Source organism: Xenorhabdus sp. PB62.4 (assembly GCF_014467285.1).
Taxonomy (GTDB): domain Bacteria; phylum Pseudomonadota; class Gammaproteobacteria; order Enterobacterales; family Enterobacteriaceae; genus Xenorhabdus.
In genome coordinates this window covers 1-24,585 of the sequence record NZ_NKHR01000016.1, presented here as the reverse complement: position 1 = coordinate 24,585, position 24,585 = coordinate 1, and the positions used below count along the sequence as shown (strand labels likewise).

The following is a 24,585-nucleotide window of genomic DNA, read 5'->3' as shown; positions in this document are numbered from 1 at the left end:
AAAATAATATAATTACAAACATAATTATATACTCATTGATATTTAATCTATTACATTGATGAACTTGGCAGTTTTTTTTATCCGTTGTAAAAGAAATTATCTGGAAACTTTACTCAACTATTTAAATAAAGCTAACAGATCCAACAAATATGACAGCATTAATTCATCCTCATTTATCAGGAGCATTTAATGAAAAACATTTTTAAAGCATCCCATCTTGCTATTACACTGGCTCTTACTACTGTCGTAACTTCAGCAATACCAACGGCTTTTGCAAAATCAACTGACCAAATCATCAATCAGGCACCGGGTTACTATCATCAAATGGTTGGGGATTTTATAGTTACCGCTATTTATGATGGATATCTTTATATTCCCTCCGCATTACTGAAAGACATTGGAGCAAAAGATATTCAGACGCTGCTTGCTCGCATGTTCCTTGTTGAAGGAAAGAATGGCGTTCAGACAGCGGTAAATGCCTACCTCACGAATACCAAAGAGGGGTTGGTATTAATTGATACGGGTTCAAGCAAATGTTTTGGCCCTACGATGGGAAATGCCATGGATAATATCCGTGCCGCAGGCTATTCACCGGAAGAGGTAAAAACAGTATTGCTTACACATCTGCACCCCGATCATTCTTGTGGTATCGCTTCCGCAGATGGGAAAATGGCATTCCCTAACGCCGTTGTCTACGTTTCTCAAGAAGAAAAAGATTACTGGTTGAATCCTGGAACTATGGCTGCTGCCCCTGAAGAAAAGCGCGCTATTTTCAAAATGGTCCAAGATGCGCTGGCGCCCTATATTGCTAAAAACGCATTCCGTACCTTCAAAAACGGAGATAACATCATTCCTGGTATCGAAGCAATATCAACTTTTGGCCATACTCCAGGCCATACATCATTTAAATTACACTCTGGTAAAAACAACATGCTGATTTGGGGCGATATTGTTCACTCCTATTCAGTGCAATTTATGCACCCTGAAGTTGCTATAGAATATGATATAAATAATGATAAAGCCGTTGAAGCACGTAAAGCTATTTTCAAAAAAGCTGCAAAAGAAAAATGGTTAATTGGTGCTGCACATTTACCTTTCCCTGGTATCGGACATATCCGTAAAGATGCACAAGGATATACCTGGGTGCCAGTTGAATATACTAATTCACTGAAAATAAATGATTAACACCGTTATTCACTGTTAATATATTAAATCTTCATTCGTATTTTCTTACTGAAATAAGTCACCCTATGGGTGACTTAATACCTATCCCAACAGACGTTAAAATACGTCCCCACTCTGGCGAAGTATTCAAACTACGTCTACACTAAAAATTGAATACCATCTCAGCACTCCTTTGTGACATAAAATCTGATGTTTTCCATTCATCACTCTTGTTTAACTAATTGACAGGTTGTGTTTGAGGTAACCAATATAAAAAATAAGGTAACTATGTTATGGAAAATAAAGACAAAATAATTAAAACACCCTGCATATCCGATTTTATCATGGAGAATGACCCTGTATCTCCCGAAGATAAAATAAACCCTCACGTTTCATATCTCATTATAGATGATCATAAACGTGCCCTATGTATCGATGATATAGAATATGATAAAAAGCGCGCATATATGGGATCAGAAAAATATTCTTATGCCTTTATCATATTAAAACTGAGGACTCTGAAAACACCAGGAAATCCAATGAGAGTGACCGGCTCATACCAAGAAAAAAGGTTCTTCATGTATGCCTATGATATATCTGAAGAAACCACTAAAATATGCTGGGATACGCCTAATTCCTCCCCAGAGGATAAACGAATATCACTCAAAAAAGAGTATGTCAAAACGGAAGATGGAATGAGGAAATATAGACTCATTTGGAATAATCAGGGAACAGAAATGTTTTTATTCAGTCATACTCATGATAAATCTAAGCAATGGGCTTGGCTAACCGCATCCCATAAGAAATACAGTCTATTTACTCTTCATCCCCATTTTATTAAAGCAAGACTCATAAAAACCTTACTAGAAAAAACCTGGCCAAAAATTCAATTCAATTTAGCAAACCTACGAACTATAGATACATTCTACAGATTAGTTTCAGACAAAAAAGCGGAAGATATATACAAAAAGTCAGGACTGAAAAATTACACATATAGAAAACAAGTTTTTGATTGTGATGACTTTAGCCTTGTATACAAAGCACAAGCCAGTAAAGAAGCCTATGCAGATAAAGAAATTTATGGATATGCAATTGGGATGATATTGGGGAATACTAAAAAAACTGCACATGCCGTTAACATATATATCACCCCTGAACTAAAAGTTAAAATTATAGAACCACAAACAGGAGAAATCACAGATGCTAAAGACTGGAAATACGAACCGTATTATATCTTAATATAAGATATTAACCTCGTATTCCATTTCGGTTTTTATTGTATTCAGGTATTGGTGTAGTAATACACCAATACCTGATTTTTCATACTCTTTATTTTCCATGGCAAATGTCAATTATGAGGATAGTGAATGAGGTCATGGATAATCACTGTTTCATCTCCTGAATTAGCATAAGCATGGTGACAATCAGCATGAAAACGCATGGATTCACCCGCTGAAATTTTATGCCAAGTGTCATTAAGACGGAGATCTAACTCTCCACTGAGTACAATAACATGCTCTATCACTCCGAATTCATGCGGAGAAGATTCACTTGAAGCACCCGGTATTAATTCTATTTTGAGTAAATCAGTAAAAAGTTCGTCATCAAAAGGTATCAGTGGCGTTACACGCATGCCTGAGTTGTTTTGTTCAAAGATCGGTAATTCATTAAATCGGTGCAATACAGGCTGAGATTGGGGAGACGCTCCTTCTAAAAAAGTTGAAAAAGCAATATTAAAGCCTGTCGCGATTTTCCACAGCGTCGAAATCGTCGGGCTTGATTGACCACGTTCAATTTGCCCAAGCATCGCCTTACTGACTCCCGTCAATTTCGCCACCTGACTGAGGCTTAACCCGCGGGAAGCTCTTAATATTTTAAATTTTTCAGCAATTTTCGATGTGATATCACTCATTGGTGCTTTCTCAAAAGAAATAAATTCATGATTGAACGTTATAACGGACGATGTTATTCTCACCATCGTCCGTTATAACGTCCGATAGGTAATGTCTTATGCTTAGGCTATCATTTTTTAGGGATTTCTCACCAGTAACACTCATCACAGGGTTTGTTGCGGTATTAGTTGGCTATGCTAGTTCAGTTGCGATAATTCTCCAAGCCGTGACGGCAATCGGTGTCGAACCAGTACAAATAGGTGCTTGGCTGGTTATGCTCGGTGTAGGAATGGGAGTCACGACAATTGGGTTGTCACTCTATTACCGCACGCCCATTTTAACAGCTTGGTCAACACCGGGAATTGCATTATTGGCGACAAACTTTCCAGATACCTCCGTTAATGAAGCCATCGGTATTTTTATCTTTGCTTCGGCATTAATGTTGATATGCGGTATCACCGGACTATTTGCTAAATTAATGAACTACATTCCACATACCATAGCGGCGGCAATGCTTGCCGGGATATTACTCCGCTTTGGTTTGGAGGCATTTGAAATGCTACAAGTCAATTTTTGGCTTTGTAGTGCCATGCTACTTGTTTACTTAATTTTCCACCGCTATTTTCCGTTATACGCCATCATCTCGACGCTGGTGGTTGGCTTGATTATCTGTATTTTCAACGGTGATTTAAATTTGGTGGGTAAAAACATTACATTTTCCATACCTGAATTTATTATGCCGCACTTTAGCGCAACCACACTTATTGGCGTAGGCATTCCATTTTTTATCGTCACGATGGCATCACAAAATGCACCGGGAATCGCTACCTTACAGGCGGCGGGATATCCTCCTCGTGCATCCAAATTACTTATTTGGACATCGTTGATGACAATAATTCTGGCACCTTTTGGTGGATTCAGTATTTGTATTGCCGCTATTACGGCAGCCATTTGCATGGGAAAAGATGTTCATCCAGATCCGAATAAGCGATATATTGCCGCAGTCAGTGCTGGTTTTTTCTATCTGCTAGCAGGCATTTTTGGCGGAGCCATTTTCTATTTGTTCGACGCTTTTCCAATTCCATTAATAAAAATTTTAGCTGGATTAGCTCTGCTTGGTACTTTTACAAATAGTTTGCATCAAGCAATCAAGGATCAGTATACAAGAGATGCTGCCATTATCTGCTTTCTGATCACAGCATCAGGGGCAAATTTATTGGGTATCAGTTCCGCGTTTTGGGGATTGATCGGTGGGATCATTGCTCACGCTGTATTAAAAAAACACCATCTTCTATCGATGGAACAGGAAACTGAACAAAAGAGCCAGCAATAAACCATAATATGATTGAATTAGTTAATTATATTCGCGCTCAATAAAGAGCGCATAAATATTAGAATCCTTTCTGTGACTTGATTATTTACATTGCATCTTCCATGAACTTAGTATTCATGCTATTTATATTATTTTGCCATTGCATATTTCTAAGAGAAATTTCAGTGAGCTTAACCTCATTAGCAATGGCTTTACATTCCTGAATATCTATTGAGCCAACACGATCGAAAACTTCATTCATAGCCTTAAATAATTCTGTGCTATTAATATAATTGTCACCAAGAGTGCGGCACAATTCATTATTGTTGAGTGATGAAAGATTATCTGTCGGTATTCTGCCAGTAGAGCAACCTGCCATAACAAGTACTGACAATAATAGTAGTTTTCTTATCATCTAAAGATCAATCTATAAAAACGGAGCGGCAGTATACCCGCAAATGAAAGGAAAATACAGAGTGACCAAATTTCCCCGTCAATGACTGACATACATGAGGAGGCAAAAGCTAAATGAGGACATGGCCTGATGCTAATATAAAAAGTAAGTGCATAGTTCAACGTTCAATGCAATTGAGTAACAATATAAAACACCCTTTCGAGGTATTCTTTAAGTTTAAAGAACCTTCATCGCCAACCTCGTTAGAGTTATTCACTGACGATATCCGTTTCCAAAGGTACGCAGATATACCACAATGCTTGCTCTCCCTTTCAAGCTACGGGAGTTTTTATATAAATAATATTTAACATTATCACCATCTAATATAAAGTTAGTGTACATATCACATGTGATGTGACATTGATGATTAATATTCAACGCAACCCCTAAATCTCCCAGTATTTTCTGTAATGTTTCCAGATTCTTGTCTTGGGGGCGTAGTAAATTACTTAAAAGCAACGGCTCTAACGGCTTTAACAGATGTATAACAGTATTCCCGATCCACCCTGAAGTGGCACACTGAAACCGGTTTGGGAAGGTATCCATTTCATTAGTATATGACCACTTCCTGACTAACGTGATATTATATTCACATAAATCAACTAATTTAATACGAGGCCAATAGTTTTATTATTTAATATTACTATTGTCGTAATAATTATTAAGCCAATAGTAATAATCTAATGTTATATTTTTTCTTCCAATATTTAATTGGAATTTGACTTTAGTCACAAAAAATTAATTTTTAATTATTATTTCCCTTTGAAAAAAACTTTCTTTATGTTAGAAAGTTCTCCGAATAAAATTTATAATCAAATTATTATGTAGTTTATATTAAAAAACACATAATCATATTGAGAAATAAAACTCAAGGCGGTAGCTATTCTTGAAACAAATAAAATATAGATTAAATTATTAACAATAGATATGTTACACACATAAATTATGTTTATGTCATTAGATATTATTCCTAAATTTAGTGCATTAGATAAAAGGATAGCACTGTTTATAGCTGAAATACATCACTACATATGCGGGGAAAGCCTGTAAAAAGAAGCCTAATGTATGGGCTCAGTCATGACCTCAATCAAATACATTTCTCTTACTCGTATACGGGAGTCCATATACGGATATAAAGCCTAAGAAGGTTTTAAATAGATGACACCAATTGAATCCTATACAGTCCATGTTGCAATTATTGCGTCAATCCTACCCATTGATGTATCAGTAGTCGATAAAAAATATTGCGTATTTATTGTGCTTATCACAGGAGATAATCGTGGAGAATGTTATTCAGTTTGATGGAAAAATATTAGTTCTTGGTTTTGGCACAGTTGCACAATGCCTAATTGATGTTATTAATAATCATGTCATTTTACCTCCTGAAAATATAATAGTAATTGAACCTGGTGAAGCTACTGAGCAAGATGTTGAAAAAATAGTAAACAAGGGGTATCAATATGTGTCATGTAATAAGCTAACTAAGAAAAATTATAAGAAAACTCTTGAACATTATTTTTTTAGTGGGGATTTATTAGTCAACTTAACTTGCTCCGTAGATGCTATTGATATTATGGAATTTGCGCACAGTAAAGGATTATTGTACGTGGATAGCAGCTTTGAAATATGGGCTGAAGATCAAGTAGAAGAAATGGGAGATATGCAGCATCAAACATTATATGCGTTACATAATAGGGCAAGAGAGGTTTCAAAAAGATGGGAGAAAAATAGTCCGACTGCTATCACCAATCACGGCGCGAATCCAGGTATTGTCAATCACCTTACTAAAGCTGCACTTGTTGAGTTAGCAAAACATTTGGGTATTTTTAAACAAGCTCCTGAAACAAGGGAGCAATGGGCTGAACTTGCCAGAAAATGTTCGGTAAAAGTTATTCATATCAGTGAACGGGATACCCAGATTTCCCACTCCCCAAAACCGATTGATGAGTTCAGAAACACATGGAGTGTACAAGCTTTTATGGATGAAGCTACTTCACTAGCCGAACTAGGTTGGGGTACCCATGAAAAAACTTTACCTTCTCATGCCATAACGCACAATACTGGTTCTAAAAATGCTTTATTTTTTCACAGATATGGCTGTGATATCGTTGTGAAATCATGGTTACCTGACGGCGGTCAGATCTATGGTTATTTAATGCCTCACAGTGAGTGCGTTACCTTAAGTCAATACTTTACCGTTTTTGAAGATTCTGCTGTTGTTTATCGTCCAACGGTCAAATTTGCCTACCTACCTGCACCGGATGCTTTTGTTAGCATACATGAATATATGATGAGTAATTGGACACCTCATGCGAAAGCAAAGATTATTAAAGATGATATTATCACTGGTTCTGATGAATTAGGAATTCTGCTTATGGGACATAATAGAAAAACTTTCTGGTATGGTTCACAAGTGGATATTCACAGAGCTAGGCAAATTGTACCAGGTCATAACGCAACAACCATGCAGGTAATTGGTGGAGTCATTTCTGCTATAATTTGGTGTTTAACAAATCCCAAACAAGGATACTGTGAGACTGAAGATTTGCCATATCAAGATATTTTATCAATCGCTGAGCCATACATATCTCCAATATATCAATCATTTAGTGATTGGTCCCCTACAAATAATGAAGAAAATATGACTGAAGATGATAGATGGCAATTTAAAAATTATTTAGTACGAACATAAGGAAGAAAGTTGCAACCCTGATTATATAAAAACAGTAACGTTGGTTATGGTATGCTTGGGAATCTCAACTGAAACCCATTATTGTGCATACCTTCAGCAAATGATACCAAAAGCCACTTAAGAAATTATCCCAATTTAAATTTGTTTTTTGGCATAGAATAATTTTAATGTTCACAGTATCTTGCTCATGAATACCTCAGAAAAAAATTTCATTTAGTGTATCGAATATAAAAATATTCCCCTTAAAAATAGAATCAAGAGACTAAATAGAAAAACATTGGGTTATTCAAAATCTCCAGAAATGCATCACAGCCATCCACATTTATAAAATGGCTAAAATGAAAGGAATTAGTTAATGAATAAAAAAGAAATGGTTATTTTTATCTTATCCAGGGAATATCCTCCATTTACTATAGGTGGAATTAGCACAGTTACATGCTCTTTGGCTGAAGGTATTTCATCATTAATAGATGGAGATGTAGCAGTTATAACAAACACCACAGGAATGACTGATTCCTATGAACAGAATAATAATCTTCACATTTATCGAGTGGCAAATGAAGATATATACACCAGCTATTCTGATCTATCAGATTCTGTTATAAAATCTCATCATAGAATTTTAAAAGGCATAAAACATTTAATAAAAAATGTAGGGAACCCCAGTATAATATTATTACCAGATTTATTTTGTTTTCCAGAAGCAAAGGTTATTTCCAAAATATACAATTGTCCTATTATTAATATCTTATCTCAGGATTTTAGAAAAATAACACCATATGATAAAAATAAATTTCATATGGTTTCAAATTCAATATCCGCGAATCATTATAGTTTATTCTCTCTAGAGGAGAAATCATTGAGACTATCCGACTATAATATTTTTGTTAGCAGTTCCCTTTCTAATAGTATAAATGAAAAGTATGAAATTAGCATTAATAATCAAAGTATTGTTCACTTGGGAATTATACCTAGTGAAATGACCGAATTAACTAACAATGAGCATCTTGAAATAAGGGAAAAGTTATCCTCCACAAAAGATATTTTGTTTGTTTCATGTGGCCGTTTAGTACCTGTAAAAGGAATGAATTATTTGATTGAAGCCTTTTATTTATTAAAGAAAAAAATTTCCAATGTAAAATTGATCATTATTGGCATTGGTCCAGAATTGACTTACCTACAAGGCTTGGTTAATCAACTAAATTTAGAAGAAGAGGTTAAATTTTTAGGTAATATGCCAAGAGACGACGTATTAAAATATTTTAAAGTGGCAGACATTGGAGTTATCCCATCAATATGGGAATCTTTTTGTTATGTTGCAGCAGAACTAATGGGAATAGGTAAACCTATTATTTGTTCTGGAGTAGATTCACTAAATGAGCTTATTAGAGATAATATAGATGGAATAAAAGTGCCCGTATATATAGAAAATGAAAAGCGAACTTTGAATCCAATAGATATTTTTCATGGAATGTTACGGCTTATTGAAGAACCAAATTCAACCAATAAAATGGCTGAAAATGCAAAAAAAAGAGCACAAAAAAAATTCAACAATGATTTATTTATAAAAAAAATAATGTACATATGTAATAAATTACTGACTGAAAATAATAGAGGTATTTGATGATAAAAGAAGATGAATTAAATAGTTATCTAAAAAAAATCCAACCTATAGATCACATGGCTAAAAGGAGGATTATGCTAAAAGAAGCAAACTCGTTGAAAATATCTAATAGTTTAGGTAAACTAGATATAATTACCAAACAAGTTCTGGCGATAAAGGAAGATATAGACCCACATAATTTCAAAAAAACAATTATAGTTATGGCGGGAGATCATGGAGTTGCGAATGAATGTGTATCTGTATTTAAATCAAATGTTACAAGTAAATTATTACTTAAAATTTCTGAAGGGAAAGCTCCTATTAACGCAATTGCCAATACTATAGGAGCACAGTTAATCTCTATAGACATGGGAGTTAGTGATATTATTAGCCCTCATAATAATATCATTAACATGAAGTTAGGGTACTCTACAAATAATATATCTCAAGGACCTGCAATGGACAGAAACACTGTCATTAGAGGTATTTTGAGTGGGATTAAACTTGTTTCATCTAATACTATTATTAATAGCAGTAATATATTAGCTGTAGGAGAGATTGGTATAGGAAATACTACATCAGCTAGTGCAATTACAAGCTTTTTATGTAATATTTCTCCTGATGAAACAGTCGGGCAAGGCACTGGAATAAGCATAGATGCTCAAAAAATAAAAAAGGATATTGTAAGAAAAAGTTTAGCTATAAATAAAATTAACCTTGAGGATCCAATAGATATTCTTGCTAAATTAGGAGGATATGAAATTGTTGGCGTTGTGGGCATTATACTGGGAGCTGCTATTAATAAGATTCCTATTGTAATTGATGGTTTTATTAGTAGTGTCGCTGCTTTTCTTGCCTATAAAATGTCGCAAGCTGTATCTGAATACATGATTATATCTCATTTATCTGCAGAGCCGGGACATAAATATATAATAAGGGAATTAAAAAAGTCACCTTTATTAGATTTAGGTATGAGATTAGGACAAGCATCAGGGGCAGCCTTTACCTTGCCTCTTATTGAATCAGCTTGTGCTGTATATTTAAAATCGGCAACTATTCTCGAATCAAAAATTAAGGCAGAAGATAAGAATATATAATTTATATTTATAAGAAAAATGAAATCTTAGTCATAATGAAATGGATATCTCCCCAAATTGGCTTCAGTGAGCCATGCCAAATACATCAGAAAAATATGAAGAGGTACCAATGGGACAAATTATCTAAGTTATTCTAGAAAAGAGAGTTTTTCAGTTACATATTGTTTATTCATCTTGGAAATTAACTCATAACAAAGTTATGACGAATAACAAACTCACGATGTTCATTGTTCAACAATCACAGTCAAGGATAATGATGAAAACCTGTGGCAGTGCAAATTACTGGAGCCGCCAATTCGGTCAATTTAGCCATGACGTAAAATAAATTATTCCTTAATATGTTACATCTTTCAGAATGAGGGACAAGAACAATCAAAATAATACTGTTGCTATTGTGTGGAAGCTGATAGCCATCCCGGAATACGTTATGTACTGGAAAAAATGGTGGAGCAACAAGATATTTAGTGTTTACATTGGGTTTGTCAGCGTCTCATGCAAAATATAACTACATTGATTAACTAGATACTCAGACTGGGGTTGGAATATGGCATTGCCATCCCTGAAAGGACTCATAAAGTGTAACAGTGTTTACCTGAGCATCTGGAAAATGACGAGAATGAATTGGTGGCATTAAGCCGTCAAATATTTCAAGAGTTGTTATCCGAACTAAAAAAACAATAGCAACGTTTGAAAACGCTGAATAAACACCTTGAGCAGCTCAGTGCCCAACATGAAGATATTCACCGTCTTCTGAGTTCCTGCCATTGGAACATTAGGGGATCCGGCATTAATGATCGTGTTAGGTAATAGCAAAACATTTGAGAATTATTGTCATTTTTCTAGCTACTTGGGGTTGGTACTGAAAAAGCACAATAACGGAAGGAAAGTCAGGTTGATGGGAATAACGAAGCATGAAGATCCACACTTACGCGGAATACTCATTCATAGCGCCCGATCAGTCACATACAGTCTAAGAAAGCTGTCTGATGAACAATGTAAAGAATTACAATGCGACTTAAAAGATATGATAGCTCGGACTATCGCGCTGGAAAATAAGATCGATGATATTAACGTGTAAAGAAAAATCCAGAGTGATGTCGTAATCACAGGGTAGTGAAAGTGAAATAGTTTTTAGATTTATTAATACCGCTAATTGCGTAGGAAAAGTGAGATGGAAAATCGGCCAGACCAGTACCTGTAAGACCCTGATATATCCGGCCAGGGTGAGAGCATGAATGCTAGTAAAATGAGCTAATTGATTGAAAGTGATTTTTTACACAGACAGATATATTTATTTTGTACAAAATAAAGACATTATTACTAACAAAGATCATTTATTCAGAGTAAAAAACGTTCATGCTCTCACCCTGTATATCCGGCAACGAATGAGTAAAAGTCTGAAAACCGATAAGACACTAGTTTGCACATAACCATCATGGCTCAGCAGAAAATAATCTGCAAACACAGAAGCCAAATGTAAGAATATATGTTTTAGACTATTTTTATCAAAAAATATGCCACTAACTTGAATTTGGTTGATGGCCATATAGCTATTTAGATAGCATCTCACATACTACTTAGTAACGTAAGCAGTAAAATAATAAATATGTAATTAAAACTTTAATAAAACAGAAGATACTTTATATAGACTGAAAATATGCTAATAAATAATAGAAATGAAGAATCATGTATTGTATTTGATTTAGATGGGACATTGGTAAACACATGGAACATTCACTTAAAAACTCTATATGAAACTTCACTAGAAATAACAGGATTAAAACATAGCAAGTTAGATATTATTCATGCAAACAAAATCACAGAGCGAGAAACTCTATCTACTTTATTAGGAAAAATGGATAGTGAATATGCTTTAGAATTCTACATAAAAAAATTCATGGAAAATCTTAACTCATGTGAAATAGAAATTTTCCCAGGAATTGAAAATATGTTAATATCATTAGACGATGCTGGCTGCAAAATTGGATTATTTACAGGGAGAAAAAGAGATACTACTATTTCTTTATTAAAAAAATTAAAATTAATTGATTATTTTAAAAGCATTATAACATCGGATGATGTAATTAACTCAAAGCCATCTACAGAAGGCTTAATAAAAGTGATTAAAGAACTAAAAGGGAACAAAGAAAAAAGCTTGTATATTGGCGATACATTAACTGATATAGAAATTGCAAGAGCGACGAATATCACTTCTATTTTTGTTAATTGGAATCGCAACTCCATTTCATTACAAAAAAACTCACAAGTAACAATAGTAGATGATTCTAGATTACTTTTACTTTATATAAAAAATTTCTTAAGGATAAATAAATAAATGTATGAACATTTCCTAAAAACAGTTAATGAAAACATTAATAATATTGCAATAAATAGTGAAAAAAGAATCATAACCTATGGTAAACTAAACGAATATGTAAACGAATTGGCTTTTTTGTTAAAAAACATTGGAATTACAAATAGTACATGCGTAGGACTTTTTTCTTTAAATAGCACATTGCATATAATTAGTGTATTAGCATTATCAAAAATAAAGGCAAAAATAATTTTCTTCCATCCTAAAATGACTGAAGAAGAATTTAATAAAGTTAAATTTATTGATCCAGAATACATTATTTATGACGAAAATGATACTTTTAAAATTGATAACTTCATTTACTCTACTCATCATATTGAATTTTTAGATTTATATTTAATAAGTTATTTTAAATATAAAAAACATCAAATAGAATATCAAAATGATATAATTGGAGATATTGTTTTTTTATCATCAGGTTCAACTGGCTATTACAAAGTAATTGTAAAAACTGAAAAGCAAATATTAACAGAAAAAAAACAAATAATTTCAACGCTCGATATAAAAAAAAGTGATAAAATTGTTTGCTCTGCACAATTATGTCATTCTTATGGATTTATGTTTGGAATGATAGTTCCACTACTAACTGGTAGTGAAATAACATATACAGATCCTATAATATTGGTATCTAGCTTAGAAAAGATCTTAAAGAAAAATACCATTTTTGTGGGCTTGCCTACGCATTATAGATTATTATGCAACTACAGCAATCAAACATTTAGAAATATTAAAATAGCCCTATCTGGCGGTTCAAATATTAAATCAAAGGAGCAAGAAAAAATTAAGTTATTAGGATTTAAAATTAGCAATATATATGGAATGTCTGAAACTGGTGCACTCATGATTGAAAATAATCATCATAATAGTCTATTACCTACGCACCCTTACCGTCCCATAACAGGTGTAGAAATAAAGTTAGATTACAGTGAAACATACAATTATTTTGATCAGTTTTCTTATGAAATAATTGTTAAAACAGACTCGTTATGTTCTTATATAATTGACAATGGAATAACTAAAAAAAATCATTTTGGTCAATGGTTTCCTACTGGAGATTTAGCAGTAAAAAATGGAGGAAAACTCCATATAGTGGGAAGAAAAGACTTAACTATTAATGTCGGAGGAAAAAAAATAAACCCATTCGAAATTGAATCAGTATTAAAAGAACATCCTAATGTGAATGAAGCGGTTGTGTATGGAATATCAGATATAAAAAGAGGTCAAATACCTATCGCCATTGTAGAAGTTAATAAAAAAACAGATCTGACAGAATTATTTGATTTATGCCATAAAAAACTGTCAGAATATAAGATTCCAAAAAGAATAGAAATTAAAGATTATTTACCCACATCTTCAATTGGAAAAACATTAAGAAAATTAAATTAAGGTAACTCAATATCATGATAACAAAAGAATATATTGAAGTAAAAATAGCTCACATGCTCAAAGATGTGCTAGAATTGGAAGTTACACCTGAACTAATAGAGGATAATTTAAGAGATGGATTTAATATTGATTCTGTTTCAGCGCTGGAGTTGCTAGTTAGAATAGAGCAAGATTTTCATATTCAGATTCCAGATGAAGAACTAAGTGTTAATTTACTTAATTCTTTTACTAGACTTGTTGATTATGTTGAATATAAATACAATCAAAATTAATGAATCATTAAAATGCGTATATCTATTCATCAGCCACATTATCTTCCTTGGCTCCAATTAGTTTATAAGATAATCATTAGTGATATATTTGTTTTTTTAGACCATGTTAGTTATTCTAAGAATGACTGGGTTAACAGAAATAAACTAAAAAATTCTAATGGTACTTTTATCTTAACTATCCCTGTGGAGAAAAGTAATGGTTGCTCTATTAAAGAAACGCGTATTTCAGGAAATGACTGGAGGAATAAACACTTAAAGAGTTTTTATTATAACTATAATTCAGCCAAATATTTTGATGAAATTTTTCCATTTTTAGATGGAATATATAAAAGGAAGTGGACATATATATCTGAAATAAACTATGAGATATTGATATGGATTGTTGATTTTTTAAAACTAAATGTCAAGATTATAGTTTCATCTGAATTGGGTTTGAGTAGCTTAAAAAACGACATGCTAATTGATATTTGTAAATTAACAAATAGCAGTGAATATATCACTGGTAAATATAGCTATCACAATTATTTAGATCATGATCTTTTTAAAGCTAATAATATTAACATAAAGCCAATTGAATGGAAATGTCCTATTTATAAACAATGTCATAATAAGAATGGTTTTATTCCTGATTTATCTATATTTGATTTGTTCATGAATCATGGTTATAAGTCAAAAGATATTTTGCTTAAAAGCATCCTGTAACATTCTATACATGTTTTTAATTAAATACGATTGTTTGTCATGACAAGGTAACTCTCCATAACAAATCAAGCTCATATGAACTAGGTAGAATCACCCTGAAGTTTATTAAGTGTACTTATAGAAAATTGGTTACTCTTAAATTACTATATTAATGGAGCTAATATTTTTAAAATTAAATCATAAAATAACATAAATTAGGCAAGTGAGATAGTATAATATGAAACCATCTCATTTGATATCATCAACGCATTAATTATTATCTATTCCTCTGAGTTATTATTATAATGAATATTACGATTTTAAAACCTCGTGAATATGTTATTATATATAATTCATATTAAATCATTCTGTAATAATCACGCTCATTGGAATAGGTTTTTAAAGGAATCACTCTCATTTACTTCGTTCATTACAGCGTTGCACTTAACATGTATATCCAAGCAACAAATATATTGCTGACGGAAATTCAATTAAAATATTTTGAGCATTAAACATAGTAAATATCAACATAAATGTCACAGAATTTTTATAGGTTAATATACTCATTTTATAGGTATTCCAATGATAGATGTAAAAGACTTAACTAAGATATATAAATACCATGAAAAAGAGCCTGGTTTTATTGGCTCAATAAAATCACTAGTCAATAGAAAGTATAAACTTAATAATGCCATAGACAACATATCCTTTAAAGTAAACGAAGGTGAGTTTGTGGGATTAATCGGCCTTAATGGAGCAGGAAAAACCACAACTCTTAAAATGCTAAGTGGATTATTAACTCCAACCAGAGGAACAATCTCTGTTTTAGAGGAAATACCTTGGAAACGTTCGTTAGCATATTGTAATAAGATATCTATGCTTATGGGAAATAAAGTTCAGCTGATATGGGACTTGCCTCCAATGGATTACTTTAGATTAATAAAAGATATATACAATATTCCTATGGTGGATTTTAAAAATAGAATAAATGAACTTTCTGAGTTATTGGAGGTTAAAGATTTATTGAAAATACAAACGAGAAAACTCTCATTGGGAGAAAGAATGAAAATGGAGTTAATAGGAGCAACATTACATAACCCAAAAGTATTATTCATGGATGAACCGACAATTGGATTAGATATATTTGCACAAAAAAATATCCGAGATTTTCTAAAAAAATATAATAAAAAATATCAATCAACAATTTTTTTGACTAGCCATTATCTTGAAGACATAAAAGAATTATGTGACAGATTGATTATCCTTCATCATGGAATGATTATATATGATGGAAAGACAATAGATATTATTAATAAATTTAGTGACTATAAATATATAACGATGAAATTGAAAAACACAATCCTTAGAAAGGAGTTTGAATTATTTGGGGAAATTACTAGGCAAGATAATTTAGATATTACACTAAAAGTTAATAGAAATAAAATACCAAAAACAGTTTCAGCACTACTAGGAAAGTTTGTTATTGAAGATCTAATTGTAGAAGAGCTATCAATGGAAGATATCATATCTCAAATTTATCATAATGGAAAATAATGAAATGAAACTCAAGATTAAAGATTTTATAATATATAGACTAAATATAAAAAAATACTTATGCATTTCTCATATTACTTGGCAAAAAGGAATTGAGTATCGATTTAGTGTTTTTTATATGATTATTGAAGCTATAATACCATCTATTGCAATGATATTTCTATGGAGAACTATTTATAACAATGGTGATTTAATTGGGGGTTATACATTCTCCGAGTTAGTTATGTATTTTATAGGAGCACGATTTATTAATTACTTTGTCTGGTATGCAATTGATTGGAAATTATATGAACAAATTCATGAGGGAAATCTTAGTACATTGTTACTAAAACCTATAGATGTTCAGGCCTATTACTTTTGGGAAATGATTGGGGATCGAGTGGTCAATATTGTGTTAGGTGTCATTCCTCTTTTTATTCTGATTATTATATTAGGAAATCATTTCGAATTCCAAGTATCTTTATACAATATATTTTCTGGTATTTTATCTATTAGCCTATCTTGTATTTTATGGTTCTTAGTTTCTTGGACTATTGGCTGCTATGTTTTTTGGGCTCAAAAAGCAGATATGATATTATTTGTTAAGGAAATGGTTATTATGATCTTAGCTGGAGTATTTTTCCCAATTGATATTCTTCCATCATACATAGTTTCGTTAATTGATAAAACTCCATTTCCATATCTTGCATACTTTCCATTAAAAATATTATTCACTGATATGGAAGAAACAAATATTTCAGTTGGATTAATGACACAAATTATTTGGTGTATGATATTTTTTGTCCTCGGACGAATTATATGGAAACAAGGATTAAGAAAATATGTAGAGGTAGGTGGATAAAAACACAATGATTGACCATAATATTTATTAATTTAAGTTTAATATAATTAACATAATGTTTTCTAAAAAATAAAATGATTACAGCTATCAAAAATTGATTTTTAAACATGAAAAAATTAATCAAAATGATTATATTTATATGCTTACATATATTTTTAATAGTTAAATTATCCATATAACAACTGAAATTTTACTTAGAGTTTGATATGACCAGATATTTAAGAATCATAAAAAATATATCTTTTTTAAGCTTGCAACAGGATATGGAATACCGACCAAATTTCCTTGCCGCTATATTTTCATCATTATTATGGATTTTAGTGCCTATAGTCCTTTTCAAATCCATCTATACACATGTCGATAATATTTCAGGTTGGACTTGGGGAGAAGTAATTATTTTGATTGGCACTTATGTTATTATTGATTCAATAATGATGGGATTGCTAATAAACAACATGGGTGAACTTCAAGATGATATTATAAAAGGTGATATTGATGTTTATTTAGTTAAACCAATAGACTCACAATTTTATGCTTCTTTTAAAAGAATTAATTTTGCACAATTAACTAACTCAATTAGTGGAGTATTTATTGTTATATATGGTTATTACTCTTCTTCTATAAACTTTGAATTAATTAATCTATTATTATATTTTCTATATCTATTGACAGGAATGATAACATATTACAGCATATGGTTCATCTGGACTATTACTGCTTTTTGGTGGCCGAGCAATGAACATAGAGATTCTTTATTTTTGAATAACATTATTATTGCGCGTTTTCCTATAGATATATTTAATGGAGGAGTTGGATTTATCTTTAAAATAATATTCCCGCTTGCATTAATTTCAAATCCAGCAACCCTAGCATTACTTGGAAATATAGGATGGAATTTAGGTGCTCTCTCTGTTCTTATTGCAATTTTTTTCTTAACATTATCAAGAATAATATGGATCTTAGGGCTAAAATCATATTCTAGCTCCGGTAGTTGATATTATTTTCAATAAGTTAACTTTTTAATATCTCTATGGAATTGTTAATGACTTTACACATGCTCATGCCAATTAAATAGTTTTTCTAAAATTTATCTTAAATACAACCTAAATATATTCAGGCCTATTTTTGTAAATTCTTATCATCAAGTAAACATTCAATAATGTCTAATACGTTGTAGCTCTATTTACGCTGAACGATATTGCATGAAAAGAAAATATAAAATGCATATCTGGTGCCAATGTAGTTTTTAAGAAATATTATTCATGTATTACCCGATTAGTAAAATTGAGAGTCTAAAATTATTTCGACATCTGATAAAAAACTACAGCTGCGCCAAATTCAGACAAAAAATAATATAAAAAGGCAAACTGAAGTAATTGCTTAGAGATAATACATTAGGAATGAGAATAAACTATATCTTATATTTATACATCCCCTTTATAAGAATTGTTTTTTTCAAAAAATAATAACCATTGAATATTCTATAAACTATTTTCAAAAGAGGTTATATGGACAGTAAATATAATGCAAGTGTTCTAATCATTACTAGAAATAAGCCAGAACGTTTAGATATAACATTAAAATCCCTATCAAATCAATATGTTAATTATTTTTCATTTGAAGTTATTATAATTGATGACGGATCTGATATTGATTTAAAAAACATAATAGAAAAATATTATTATTATCTGAATATTGAATATATAAAAATAAAACATCAAGGAATTTCTGTTGCTAGAAATATAGGTATTAATGCAGCGAGTGGTGAGATTATCATCTTCACTGATGACGATGTGATATTAAATCCTACATTCGTTAGTGCGCATGTTTTTGAACACCTTAAAGAAAAAAATTTAGCGGTTGTTGGTGATCGTTATAATGTATATTGTTCTAACTTGATGCATAATTCCTTTAAATCCTCTCTAGCTAAGGCTTTACATGGCGATATGAATGAACTATTGAAAAAAACTCGTCGAGATTTCTATGGAAAAATAACATTAAAATTGTTTGATGTAGAATATCAAAATTACCATCATGCTAGATGGATTTGCTTTGTAGCTCGAAATGTTTCTGTGAGAAAAAATGATCTAGTAAGAGTTGGAAATTTTGATGAAAAATTCACCGGATGGGGGGTAGAGGATATTGAATTAGGATATCGTTTACACTTATATGGAATTTGTTACAAATACAGAAAAGATGCTATTGTCTATCATTTAGAACATCCGGTTGGAAATAACAGAGTAAGAGATATTAATAAAAATTTTGATTATTTTATGAAAAAACATACAACCGTTGCTCCCATCCTCTATAAAGATTTTACATTCGGAAAAATTAGTCTTGAAGAATTATGTGAATCATTAAAAAATGGTTTTATAATCGAAGTAAAAAGTTCTAAAAACACTTATTATAAAATGATTAGATAAAAGGTAATTTTTGTAATGAATGAAAATTTTAAACTATTAAATAAAAAAATAAAAATACTACATTTGATACAACACATGAAGATTGGTGGGGGACAAAAAGCTTTAACTAATATTATTTCCTCCACATCTATATCCTTTGAGCATGTTGTGGTCAGCACTTTTAATCAGTACGAGTCTGAACTAAATAAATTGAATTCTTCATTTATTGATTGTGAAAAAAAAAATATTCTAAAAATTATTAGAGAAGAAGCTCCTGATATTATTCACTATCACTGGTGGCCTGGTTTCAAAATGATACCTAAAAATAAAATCCCTCATAATTGTGGTATAATTGTAACAGTCCAAGATCCAACTCCAGTTGAAGATATTCAAGCTGATATATACATTTCAGGAAGTAATTTTATTAATTTATTTCAGAAACATATAGATGGTAAAAAAAGAATCGTCATAAAAAGTTATATTGATGTTAGAGAATTCACTTTGAAAAAGAAAAAAAACACAGAAATTATTATCGGACGTCATAGTACTATTTATAAAAATAAGATCCCTGAAAATTACATAAAAACATTATTAGATTTTTCCTTAAAAGCAAAATTTATTATAGCTGGTGATGGAGAATCAAAGATTATAGAAAAACTTAACCTTGAAATAATAAAAAATAATGCACAAAATAAAATTGAAATATGGCCAGGAGAAAAGATAAAGGAAATGCTTTCTATCTGTGATATATTTTTATATATTACTCCTGATGATAGTTTTGAAGGATTTGCTAATGTAATTTCTGAAGCAATGGTTGCTGGTATTCCTGTTATTGCTGAAAATAAAGGTGGAAATTCTGAACAAATTATTCATGGGAAAACTGGGTTTTTATGTACTGGATATAATGAAGCTAGGGATTTTTGCCAGCTTCTTATCGAAGATAGAATATTGCGCTTGAAAATGGGAGGTAACTCTAAAAAAAGAGGATTAACATTCGACCATACTATAATGGGGAAGCAATATGATCAGATATATACTAATTTAGTAAAGTTAAATAATAAGGAAAAACAATAAATGAGTAAGCACCTTGATTCTACAGGTAATTATTTTGAACATTTAGGTCCATATGATTGTTTTTTAAATGCATTAACTTATTTTATGGAATATAATGATATAAATACAGATAACCTCCATGCATTTAATTTTAATATTTCTTATCATTTACCAACCCATATTTTTTCTGGAAGTGTTGAACCACATATATTTTTTGTTTTTTTGAAAGAATTTTTAAATATAGAAAAAAAAGTGTATTATTTAAAGGAATTAAATAAAATCCCAATAAATGAAATATTCATTTTGGAATCTAATGCTTATTTTTTTAAAGATGAATTTGATTATTACCAAAAAGAAGATCATACAAAATATGTTATATCAAAAAGAATTGAAAAAAATAAGTTTTTGATATGGGATCCATATGATAACATAACAGAAATTAAAGAGACCTCTGATTTCCATGTAAGAGGAAGTTTTAATATAAATGGCTTTTATTTATACCGAAACACGAATAAAAAAAATAACAAAACAGCAGTGCCATTTTTATTAGAAAGGAATTATAGAGAAGAATACAATTATATCTTTAATAACGCCAAGGAGCTGATTTTATCAATAAAAGAAAACAAAGAAAATCAATTAGCTTTAAAAGATATGTATATTTTTAGAAAGTTTTATGGTTGCATTAGAGGTATCTATATGGTAAGAGAACGACATTTTAGAAGTGATGTAACTAAATATAATGGAAACGAAATTTTAATTGGATGGAATATAGTGCAGAAAAGTATCATTAAATTTGGATTACAATTTATAAATAGTGATATAGAACTTATTTATTCACTAGACTCTGTTATTGATAAAGAAATTAAATATCTTGATTCATACACATTTATTTTATAAAAAATATGGTGGAATTATTATTTTCCTATGTTTATTTTGTAACATAATTTACAAAAATTAGAAAAACTGTTCTATTCTTACGAGTAATAAAAAATGAATAATTTCTTACCCTTTTATACTCCAGATATTGGAGAAGAAGAAATTAACGAAGTAATTGATTGCTTACGAAATGGTTGGCTAACAACAGGTTCTAAAGCAAAATTTTTTGAAAATGCATTTGCTCAAACATTTGGAGAAAATCTAGAAGCAATTGCTGTTAATTCAGCAACCGCTGGTTTACATCTTGCTTTAGAAGCAATAGGAATTGCACCAGGTGATGAGGTTATTACGACGACATATACTTTCACAGCAACTGCGGAAGTAATCAGATATTTGGGAGCAGACCCTGTATTCGTAGATATAAATCCCTCTACATTAATGATAGATACAACACTTATTGAAGAAAAAATCACAGAAAAAACAAAAGCAATTATTCCTGTTCATTTTGCAGGAGCAACTTGTGATATGGATTCTATATTTAAAATAGCTCTCAAATATAATTTAAAGATTGTAGAGGATGCCGCACATAGTTTACCAGCAACATATAAAGGAAAATGGATAGGCTCTCTATCAAGCGACGCCACTGTATTTAGCTTTTATGCTACTAAGACTATGACAACAGGTGAAGGAGGAATGATCCTTACTAAAAATAAAGAGATTGCTAGACGCTGTCGAATTATGAGATTACATGGTATTAATCGAGACATATTTGATCGATATACTTCAAATAAGGCAAATTGGTTTTACGAAATTGTAGCTCCCGGTTATAAATATAATATGCCTGATATACAAGCATCAATTGGAATTGCTCAATTGAAAAAACTATTTTCATTTCAAAAAAAACGTCAAAGAATAGCTGAATGTTATAATAATGAATTAAAAGAGTATCCTATTATCCTTCCTCCCCTTGGATTAGATGGAGATATGCATTCTTGGCATCTGTATGTGATTCAATTGCATCATGATTTAGATATAACGCGAGAATATTTTATAGATGAAATGGCAAAAAGAGGAATTGGATGCAGTGTCCATTTCATTCCCTTACATCTACATGTTTATTGGAGAGAAAAGTATAAATTTTCCTCTATGGACTACCCTAATGCTACTAAAGCATATAATAGAACTGTGAGTTTACCTCTATATACAAAAATGAGTGATGAGGATCAATATCGAATTATCGAATCCATTAATAACATATTATATAAGTGAATTTTAAAAAATTAATTTGCGATTATTGAAATTAAATCGAGATATTTTATATGACCTTATTAAATAGCGATGAAAAAATTCTTGTTATAGCAGCACACCCTGATGATGAAATTTTAGGATGTGGGGGAACGGTTGCTTTATATCGTAAAATGGGCATCCCAGTAACAAGTGTAATATTTTGTGAAGGAGAATCACTGCGTTATGCAAACCAGAATATTGACATGACATTATGTTCTCAAAATGCGGCTAAAAAATTAGGCGTAACAGATATTAGAAATTTGAATTTTCCGGATCAAAAATTAGATCAATTTAATCTTATTGAAATCATTCGCCCATTAGAAGAAATAGTTAAAGAAATACGCCCTACAATAATTTATTGTCAATATGGTGGCGATATAAATCTCGATCATGAAATTTTATTTAAGGCTACATTGGTTGCTGTAAGACCTATAGAGAAATATATAAAATCAATTTTTACCTTCGATACTGCGAGTAGTACTGAATGGGCTTATCCTAGGACATTTATTCCTGATACATGGGTGGATATTACATCAACTTTAGAAATAAAACTTCAAGCTATAGCTTGTTATGCTTCTGAAATTTGTGATTATCCACACCCAAGATCTCTAGAAGCATTAAAAAACAGAGCTTATTCTTGGGGAAATCAAGTGTGTTTGCCCGCTGCTGAAACTTTTATGACTGTTAGATCTGTTTATCGTGGTAGTTCAGTTCCATTGTAAATGGCACAAATAATCAAATCGGACTACTCAATACATTATAAAAATCTCAATTTCTATAGTAATAATTTCTCTCACGATTAGGCATATACGACAGATAGAAATAAAAAAATATCTTGGATTCGTCTATTCATGAATAGCTAACTAAGAAAAATCTTGCTGGAAAAAGTTTACCCAACGCATTATGGCAAGATCTCATATTTTTAATATGGTTATTTAGGTTAAAATAAAATCATCCTGTGACTCTTTATAATTATTTATATCATTAAAACGCTAAGATTACGCAATTCTATAAACAGTAACGTTGAATACCGAACAAGAAAATCTGGCGGCTTAAATTCATTAATAGTGCCAACTATGTTGACAATTACCGGTTAAAGAAGACCCAGTTTCCAGGCAATTGATTGAATTAATTACTCTTGATGATCCGATTGCCACCATGGATGCTCTACATCTCTAGGGAAAACCTTGAATTGGTTAACCAATGTGGCAGGGGTTATATTGTTGATCTCAAAGGCAATTAAAAAATTCTATATGTTAGTCAAATCGCATTTCGCTACACACTACAGCTATTATTAATCTGCTGAATTTAAAAAAAAATAGAACTCATGGACAGGAATAATTCTGTCATGCCACGCAAATCCATACTGTATTGCCTGAAGAACTTCAGCAATAGTAGCCCTCAATCAGAGTGTCATTGGAGGTAGTCAGTAATCGAAATATGAAAGATTAACCTTCCCTCCACAGGGTGAGATCTCATATATTTAGTAAGGTTATTTAGGTTAAATAAAGACCAGAATATAACTTCTTATAGCTCTTTCTCTCATTAAAACGATAAGATCACGCTATTCCATAAAAATAGCGATCGTAATAATGAGTATTTTTAACTTTATCAGTAAGATCGATGACCCGCGTTCTGATATCAA

Annotated in this window: 22 protein-coding genes; 20 read left to right on the top strand and 2 right to left on the bottom strand. The window is 31.3% G+C overall.

Annotated features, from left to right (window positions below; genetic code table 11):
• Window positions 1–189 precede the first annotated feature (189 nt).
• Together Xenpb_RS13320 and Xenpb_RS13315 are read left to right on the top strand one after the other, a co-directional pair.
• Window positions 190–1,185, top strand: a complete 996-nt coding sequence (locus Xenpb_RS13320) for an MBL fold metallo-hydrolase (RefSeq protein WP_187654768.1) — start codon at window positions 190–192, stop codon at window positions 1,183–1,185.
• A gap of 272 nt (window positions 1,186–1,457) precedes the next feature.
• Window positions 1,458–2,408 (top strand): lectin MOA-related protein, encoded by a 951-nt coding sequence (locus Xenpb_RS13315; protein ID WP_187654767.1) that lies wholly within the window; start codon window positions 1,458–1,460, stop codon window positions 2,406–2,408.
• A 104-nt stretch (window positions 2,409–2,512) separates the two neighbouring features.
• On the opposite strand, the gene Xenpb_RS13310 is transcribed toward Xenpb_RS13315, so the two are convergent.
• A complete protein-coding gene (locus tag Xenpb_RS13310; protein ID WP_187654766.1) occupies window positions 2,513–3,076 on the bottom strand; it encodes a helix-turn-helix domain-containing protein in 564 nt (187 codons plus the stop codon).
• 98 nt (window positions 3,077–3,174) lie between these two features.
• Between Xenpb_RS13310 and Xenpb_RS13305 the strand changes: the two genes are divergently transcribed.
• A complete protein-coding gene (locus Xenpb_RS13305; RefSeq protein ID WP_187654765.1) occupies window positions 3,175–4,389 on the top strand; it encodes a benzoate/H(+) symporter BenE family transporter in 1,215 nt (404 codons plus the stop codon).
• Between the two features lie 85 nt (window positions 4,390–4,474).
• Here the strand turns inward: Xenpb_RS13305 and Xenpb_RS13300 are convergent, their stop codons facing one another.
• Window positions 4,475–4,783: a hypothetical protein gene (locus Xenpb_RS13300; protein ID WP_187654764.1), complete on the bottom strand. Its 309-nt coding sequence runs from the start codon at window positions 4,781–4,783 to the stop codon at window positions 4,475–4,477.
• Window positions 4,784–6,101: 1,318 nt separating this feature from the next.
• Between Xenpb_RS13300 and Xenpb_RS13295 the strand changes: the two genes are divergently transcribed.
• The 17 genes from Xenpb_RS13295 (at window position 6,102) to Xenpb_RS13215 (ending at window position 23,662) form a co-directional block, all read left to right on the top strand.
• A complete protein-coding gene (locus tag Xenpb_RS13295; RefSeq protein WP_187654763.1) occupies window positions 6,102–7,514 on the top strand; it encodes a saccharopine dehydrogenase NADP-binding domain-containing protein in 1,413 nt (470 codons plus the stop codon).
• 220 nt (window positions 7,515–7,734) lie between these two features.
• Window positions 7,735–7,842, top strand: a complete 108-nt coding sequence (locus Xenpb_RS20495) for an IS1 family transposase (protein WP_187654849.1) — start codon at window positions 7,735–7,737, stop codon at window positions 7,840–7,842.
• Between the two features lie 27 nt (window positions 7,843–7,869).
• Window positions 7,870–9,138 (top strand): glycosyltransferase family 4 protein, encoded by a 1,269-nt coding sequence (locus Xenpb_RS13285; protein WP_187654762.1) that lies wholly within the window; start codon window positions 7,870–7,872, stop codon window positions 9,136–9,138.
• Window positions 9,138–10,214 carry a nicotinate-nucleotide--dimethylbenzimidazole phosphoribosyltransferase gene (gene cobT / locus Xenpb_RS13280; protein ID WP_187654761.1) on the top strand — a complete coding sequence of 359 codons (1,077 nt, stop codon included), beginning with the start codon at window positions 9,138–9,140 and terminating at the stop codon, window positions 10,212–10,214. Before Xenpb_RS13285 ends, cobT begins: the two co-directional genes overlap by 1 nt.
• Window positions 10,215–10,977: 763 nt before the next feature.
• The gene (locus Xenpb_RS13275; protein ID WP_368666826.1) at window positions 10,978–11,292 is read left to right on the top strand and encodes a transposase; all 315 of its coding nucleotides are present in this window, start codon (window positions 10,978–10,980) and stop codon (window positions 11,290–11,292) included.
• 579 nt (window positions 11,293–11,871) lie between these two features.
• The gene (locus Xenpb_RS13270; protein WP_187654759.1) at window positions 11,872–12,549 is read left to right on the top strand and encodes an HAD family hydrolase; all 678 of its coding nucleotides are present in this window, start codon (window positions 11,872–11,874) and stop codon (window positions 12,547–12,549) included.
• Complete coding sequence (locus Xenpb_RS13265) at window positions 12,550–13,974, top strand: class I adenylate-forming enzyme family protein (protein ID WP_187654758.1); 1,425 nt, start codon at window positions 12,550–12,552, stop codon at window positions 13,972–13,974.
• A gap of 14 nt (window positions 13,975–13,988) precedes the next feature.
• Window positions 13,989–14,246, top strand: a complete 258-nt coding sequence (locus Xenpb_RS13260; protein WP_187654757.1) for an acyl carrier protein — start codon at window positions 13,989–13,991, stop codon at window positions 14,244–14,246.
• Window positions 14,247–14,258: 12 nt separating this feature from the next.
• Window positions 14,259–14,948, top strand: a complete 690-nt coding sequence (locus Xenpb_RS13255; RefSeq protein WP_187654756.1) for a WbqC family protein — start codon at window positions 14,259–14,261, stop codon at window positions 14,946–14,948.
• A 561-nt stretch (window positions 14,949–15,509) separates the two neighbouring features.
• Window positions 15,510–16,481, top strand: coding sequence for an ATP-binding cassette domain-containing protein (locus tag Xenpb_RS13250; RefSeq protein ID WP_222942977.1), 972 nt, complete (start codon window positions 15,510–15,512; stop codon window positions 16,479–16,481).
• Window positions 16,482–16,485: 4 nt separating this feature from the next.
• Window positions 16,486–17,322 (top strand): ABC-2 family transporter protein, encoded by an 837-nt coding sequence (locus Xenpb_RS13245; RefSeq protein WP_222942976.1) that lies wholly within the window; start codon window positions 16,486–16,488, stop codon window positions 17,320–17,322.
• 206 nt (window positions 17,323–17,528) lie between these two features.
• Window positions 17,529–18,317, top strand: coding sequence for an ABC transporter permease (locus tag Xenpb_RS13240; protein WP_187654755.1), 789 nt, complete (start codon window positions 17,529–17,531; stop codon window positions 18,315–18,317).
• Window positions 18,318–18,830: 513 nt separating this feature from the next.
• Window positions 18,831–19,745, top strand: coding sequence for a glycosyltransferase (locus Xenpb_RS13235; protein ID WP_187654754.1), 915 nt, complete (start codon window positions 18,831–18,833; stop codon window positions 19,743–19,745).
• A gap of 15 nt (window positions 19,746–19,760) precedes the next feature.
• Window positions 19,761–20,798, top strand: a complete 1,038-nt coding sequence (locus Xenpb_RS13230; protein ID WP_187654753.1) for a glycosyltransferase family 4 protein — start codon at window positions 19,761–19,763, stop codon at window positions 20,796–20,798.
• Entirely contained in the window at window positions 20,799–21,674 is an 876-nt protein-coding gene (locus Xenpb_RS13225; protein ID WP_187654752.1) for a hypothetical protein, read from the top strand.
• Window positions 21,675–21,767: 93 nt separating this feature from the next.
• On the top strand, window positions 21,768–22,922 hold the full coding sequence (locus Xenpb_RS13220) for a DegT/DnrJ/EryC1/StrS aminotransferase family protein (RefSeq protein ID WP_187654751.1): 1,155 nt from the start codon (window positions 21,768–21,770) through the stop codon (window positions 22,920–22,922).
• A 50-nt stretch (window positions 22,923–22,972) separates the two neighbouring features.
• Entirely contained in the window at window positions 22,973–23,662 is a 690-nt protein-coding gene (locus Xenpb_RS13215; RefSeq protein WP_187654750.1) for a PIG-L deacetylase family protein, read from the top strand.
• Window positions 23,663–24,585 lie beyond the last annotated feature (923 nt).

Excerpts from the sequence above, each read along its gene's own strand:
- Xenpb_RS13315 (WP_187654767.1), top strand. The coding sequence starts at position 1,458 with ATGGAAAATAAAGACAAAATAATTAAAACACCCTGCATATCCGATTTT.
- Xenpb_RS13215 (WP_187654750.1), top strand. The coding sequence starts at position 22,973 with ATGACCTTATTAAATAGCGATGAAAAAATTCTTGTTATAGCAGCACAC.
- Xenpb_RS13310 (WP_187654766.1), bottom strand. The coding sequence starts at position 3,076 with ATGAGTGATATCACATCGAAAATTGCTGAAAAATTTAAAATATTAAGA.
- Xenpb_RS13300 (WP_187654764.1), bottom strand. The coding sequence starts at position 4,783 with ATGATAAGAAAACTACTATTATTGTCAGTACTTGTTATGGCAGGTTGC.
- Xenpb_RS13240 (WP_187654755.1), top strand. The coding sequence starts at position 17,529 with ATGACCAGATATTTAAGAATCATAAAAAATATATCTTTTTTAAGCTTG.
- Xenpb_RS13260 (WP_187654757.1), top strand. The coding sequence starts at position 13,989 with ATGATAACAAAAGAATATATTGAAGTAAAAATAGCTCACATGCTCAAA.
- Xenpb_RS13285 (WP_187654762.1), top strand. The coding sequence starts at position 7,870 with ATGAATAAAAAAGAAATGGTTATTTTTATCTTATCCAGGGAATATCCT.
- Xenpb_RS13270 (WP_187654759.1), top strand. The coding sequence starts at position 11,872 with ATGCTAATAAATAATAGAAATGAAGAATCATGTATTGTATTTGATTTA.
- Xenpb_RS13265 (WP_187654758.1), top strand. The coding sequence starts at position 12,550 with ATGTATGAACATTTCCTAAAAACAGTTAATGAAAACATTAATAATATT.
- cobT (WP_187654761.1), top strand. The coding sequence starts at position 9,138 with ATGATAAAAGAAGATGAATTAAATAGTTATCTAAAAAAAATCCAACCT.
- Xenpb_RS13305 (WP_187654765.1), top strand. The coding sequence starts at position 3,175 with ATGCTTAGGCTATCATTTTTTAGGGATTTCTCACCAGTAACACTCATC.
- Xenpb_RS13320 (WP_187654768.1), top strand. The coding sequence starts at position 190 with ATGAAAAACATTTTTAAAGCATCCCATCTTGCTATTACACTGGCTCTT.
- Xenpb_RS13225 (WP_187654752.1), top strand. The coding sequence starts at position 20,799 with ATGAGTAAGCACCTTGATTCTACAGGTAATTATTTTGAACATTTAGGT.
- Xenpb_RS13255 (WP_187654756.1), top strand. The coding sequence starts at position 14,259 with ATGCGTATATCTATTCATCAGCCACATTATCTTCCTTGGCTCCAATTA.
- Xenpb_RS13250 (WP_222942977.1), top strand. The coding sequence starts at position 15,510 with ATGATAGATGTAAAAGACTTAACTAAGATATATAAATACCATGAAAAA.
- Xenpb_RS13230 (WP_187654753.1), top strand. The coding sequence starts at position 19,761 with ATGAATGAAAATTTTAAACTATTAAATAAAAAAATAAAAATACTACAT.
- Xenpb_RS13235 (WP_187654754.1), top strand. The coding sequence starts at position 18,831 with ATGGACAGTAAATATAATGCAAGTGTTCTAATCATTACTAGAAATAAG.
- Xenpb_RS13245 (WP_222942976.1), top strand. The coding sequence starts at position 16,486 with ATGAAACTCAAGATTAAAGATTTTATAATATATAGACTAAATATAAAA.
- Xenpb_RS13220 (WP_187654751.1), top strand. The coding sequence starts at position 21,768 with ATGAATAATTTCTTACCCTTTTATACTCCAGATATTGGAGAAGAAGAA.